2 protein-coding genes are annotated in these 3,628 nt (G+C 46.1%); one reads left to right on the forward strand and one right to left on the reverse strand.

The annotated features are described in order from the left end of the window. Positions 1 to 515: 515 nt before the first annotated feature. Positions 516 to 2,213, reverse strand: coding sequence for a protein adenylyltransferase SelO (locus tag A9E74_RS13470; protein WP_245652181.1), 1,698 nt, complete (start codon positions 2,211 to 2,213; stop codon positions 516 to 518). 386 nt (positions 2,214 to 2,599) lie between these two features. Between A9E74_RS13470 and A9E74_RS13475 the strand changes: the two genes are divergently transcribed. Further along, positions 2,600 to 3,592 (forward strand): LLM class flavin-dependent oxidoreductase, encoded by a 993-nt coding sequence (locus A9E74_RS13475; RefSeq protein WP_245652182.1) that lies wholly within the window; start codon positions 2,600 to 2,602, stop codon positions 3,590 to 3,592. Positions 3,593 to 3,628 lie beyond the last annotated feature (36 nt).

Genomic DNA, 3,628 nt, shown 5'->3' on the forward strand with positions numbered 1-3,628 from the left:
AGTCATCGTAATGTTTAACAAACCGAAACTACTTTTACAGTAGCACGACGATGTCTAAACGCCAATTTTGATTCCAATTAATAAGGAAGGGCTGATTTTGCAAATATTAAGTTCCTAAGTACTCACATACCATATACGTATCGTTTTAAATATGTAATTTAACATAATATACATTATACGAACTTATGAATCGGCAAGAAATTTAGCAGAACTCACCCAAAAATCAGTTTCGATAGATATTCCGATAATCTGTGTTATGACAAAAGTTTGGTTTTATACGATGGTTCAGAATTTAAAATCTGAGTGTTTTAACCATACAAACCCCACAACATTTTAAATTCTGAAATTGTTACTCATTGGGTTCATCTAAACACAGATGACCTTGAGTTTTTAATTAGGCTTTGGTTTTTAATTTTTAATCTATCTCAGCAGATGTCTTTTCAAATTACAGTAATGACAAATAGCGAAATATTCGATTGATTAGTGGCGTCAATGATACTGGCTATTTCGTAAAATCAGGACGAGCAACTGTAATACGATAGCCCGCCGACCTCAAAAAACTCGAGGGGCTTGAGCATGTAAAATTTCTCCTCAACCTCTTTTGATTGCTCTTCGTATGGCTTGGTCATGATTTCTTGCAGTTCTCGAATTAGAGAGTAGTCCCCCGCCGCCGCTTGCTGATAAGCCGGTGCCACGAACCATTCCCGCAAACTGTATTTCGGGTTCATCAGTTTCATCTTTCTAGAGAGTTCATCAAGAGTATCGGTTGTGTTGACCCTAATGATCGCTTTCCATTTATTGAGCCATTCTGACCAGCGATTATTCATCCGTTCGGGGTTTAGATTATAGTTGCGGTTCTTGTAAAAGCTTTTTTTGAGTGGCTCAATATCGTCGGGCACTGATGATAGTTCGCGAAAGAAAATGGTGTAATCAACCGATGTTTGCATCATCAGCGATACCAGCTCGTTAAATAGCTCTGTGTTAAAAGTATCTAGCCCAAGTTTGGCTGCCCACATGTTTTCCATTTGCAGCTGCATTACTGATGCAAAGTTGCTTTGAATTTCGTCGAGCTGTCGTAAACTGTCCTGATCTGAAGTCAGCAACGGACGTAATGCTGTACAAAACATTTGAAAGTTTTTTTCCGCTGCAACTGGTTGATTCAAAAACGCAAAGTGTTGACCTCCCCCCGTCCATGACTGGAAGTATGGATCAAATAGTTCGCAGAATCCAAACGGGCCGTAGTCGAGGGTGAATCCACCTGCAGCACAATTGTCGCTGTTGAAGTTACCTTGGCAATAGCCGACGCGGATCCAATTGGCAATAAGCGATGTCAGTCGGCTTCGGAACTCGCGTGCGAGCAACAATACTTTTTCAGCAGTGCTCAGGCTTTGGTCAATGACGTCTCCATACTCACGATCGATAAGGTGCAAGACTATCTGCTCCAGCTCTTCCATTGCTTGTGGATGATCGTTGTTACGGGCACGGCGACCGAAAAGCTCAATTTGTCCAACCCGAATGAATGACGGTGCGACCCGTGTCGAGATAGCTGCTGGCTCCAATATAACCATATCTGGATCCTTCGAACGTGAGCCTTCTGAGTACCACGGACGCTTTACTTTCTCAGTTTTTGACACATACAGACTCAGAGACCGTGAAGTTGGAACCCCGAGCGCGTGCATATGCTCCTGTGCCAGAAACTCTCGAACACTTGATCGCAAAACAGCACGTCCATCTGCGCCGCGGCAATATGGTGTTCGGCCCCCACCTTTTAGCTGCATTTCCCAGCGATGACCATCAATCACGGTCTCTAGCACCGAAATAGCACGACCGTCGCCGTATCCGTTGCCAGTCTGAAACGGACATTGCTGTTTGTATTCAGTGCCATAGATAGAGAGTGCATAGCCAGTCGCCCACCCAAGCTTACGCATCGGTTCCGGAACATTTGTCAGGTCGCCGGAGAACACGCAGATGAAATCGGCTGACTGAGCCATGCTATCGGCGAAGCCCAGTTCGCGAAACAGGTTTTTACTGTGCGTGACGTACTCGGGATTTTCGAGTGGCGTGGGACTGACCGGGACATAGTGGCCTGAGAAGACTTGACGAGGATAGTGATCGACTCCGTTGGATGTCGCGTCAGGATCAGCATTGAGCGTGTCCATAAACGAGTAGCTTGCCAACCTTGCAAGATTGTCGAGATTGGAGATGGTTTCCATAGAATCAGTTTGCTGGGGCGGTCGGTTAATCATAGGTTTCCAGATGAGGCGGGAATAAAAATGTGGCTTCCCTGAAGCGTGTTCAATTGCAATGGATGTTTGCTCGATTGCGGCGCAAGAAATATGAGTATAACTTAGGCTCACGGTTTCAGTTCCACTTGGAAGGATTCAGATCTCTGACAGCCGCCTTATATATTGATACTTAACTTTCCTTGCCGATCCAAACAATAGAAATTTTCCAGCCTGGTAATCAATTATCAAACACCGTCAGAGTGCAATGTTTTTGCAAGTCATTGCTATCTAATAGTTAGATGACTGTTTTATGGATTGTCTTACAAACTTGATCCCAAATGTTACCGTAGTAAGTATCAACAAAACAAAATGAGTTGAAATTACCGATGATCCCCCTATCTATTCTGGAACTTGGCCGTGTGCGCCAAGGCTCTGACCGCCGAACGGCTCTCAATGATGCCCGGACATATGCTCAGCAAGCTGAGCGTCTGGGATACAAACGCATATGGGTAGCGGAGCATCATAATATGCCTGGTGTTACCACTGCCGCCACCTCCGTTGTCATTGGCCATATCGCTGCGGGGACTAGCAGCATTCGCGTTGGTGCCGGTGGCATCATGCTGCCTAATCACGCGCCATATGTGATTGCTGAACAGTTCGGGACATTGGAAGCATTGTTCCCCGGCCGTATTGATCTTGGATTGGGCCGCGCCCCCGGTACCGACCAAATGACCTTACGTGCCTTACGACGAGATCCGGCCAACGCAGATAATTTCCCGCAAGATGTGCAGGAATTACAGGCTTTTCTTGCCCCCAAGGGAACCAACCAACGAATTGAGGCCGTGCCCGGTTCGGGGAGTAATGTGCCTATTTGGATATTGGGATCCAGCCTATTTGGTGCACAACTGGCTTCGAGCCTGGGTCTGCCTTATGGTTTTGCCTCTCATTTTGCGCCGCAAGCACTCCATCAGGCGCTTAACGTCTATCGAAACAATTTTAAACCTTCGGCACAGCTGGATAAGCCATACGCAATGGTCGGAGTCAATGTGATTGCGGCAGATACTGATGAAGAAGCTCGTTACCTTGCAACATCACAGCAGATGTCCTTCACTGACCTCTTTCGCGGTACCCGCGGCTTGATGCAGCCACCAATTGAGGATATAGAATCGTACTGGTCGCCACAGGAAAAGGCCCAAGCAGGACAAATGCTAGATTGCAGTGTAATTGGTAGCCGTGAGACGGTAAGTGATGGTTTACAAAAGCTTATCGAGAAAACAGAAGCGGACGAGCTAATGATCGTCTCCGATATCTTTGATACCGCAAAGCGGCAACGTTCTATCGAAATTACAGCCCAGGCAATGGCTTGAACGCCTAAATACTCGTTAACTTTTTCCTAATGGTCC

The organism is Methylophaga muralis, from assembly GCF_001720165.1.
Taxonomy (GTDB): Bacteria; Pseudomonadota; Gammaproteobacteria; order Nitrosococcales; family Methylophagaceae; genus Methylophaga; species Methylophaga muralis.

Coding starts and splice junctions, on each gene's coding strand:
- A9E74_RS13470 (WP_245652181.1), bottom strand. CDS start 2,213: ATGGAAACCATCTCCAATCTCGACAATCTTGCAAGGTTGGCAAGCTAC.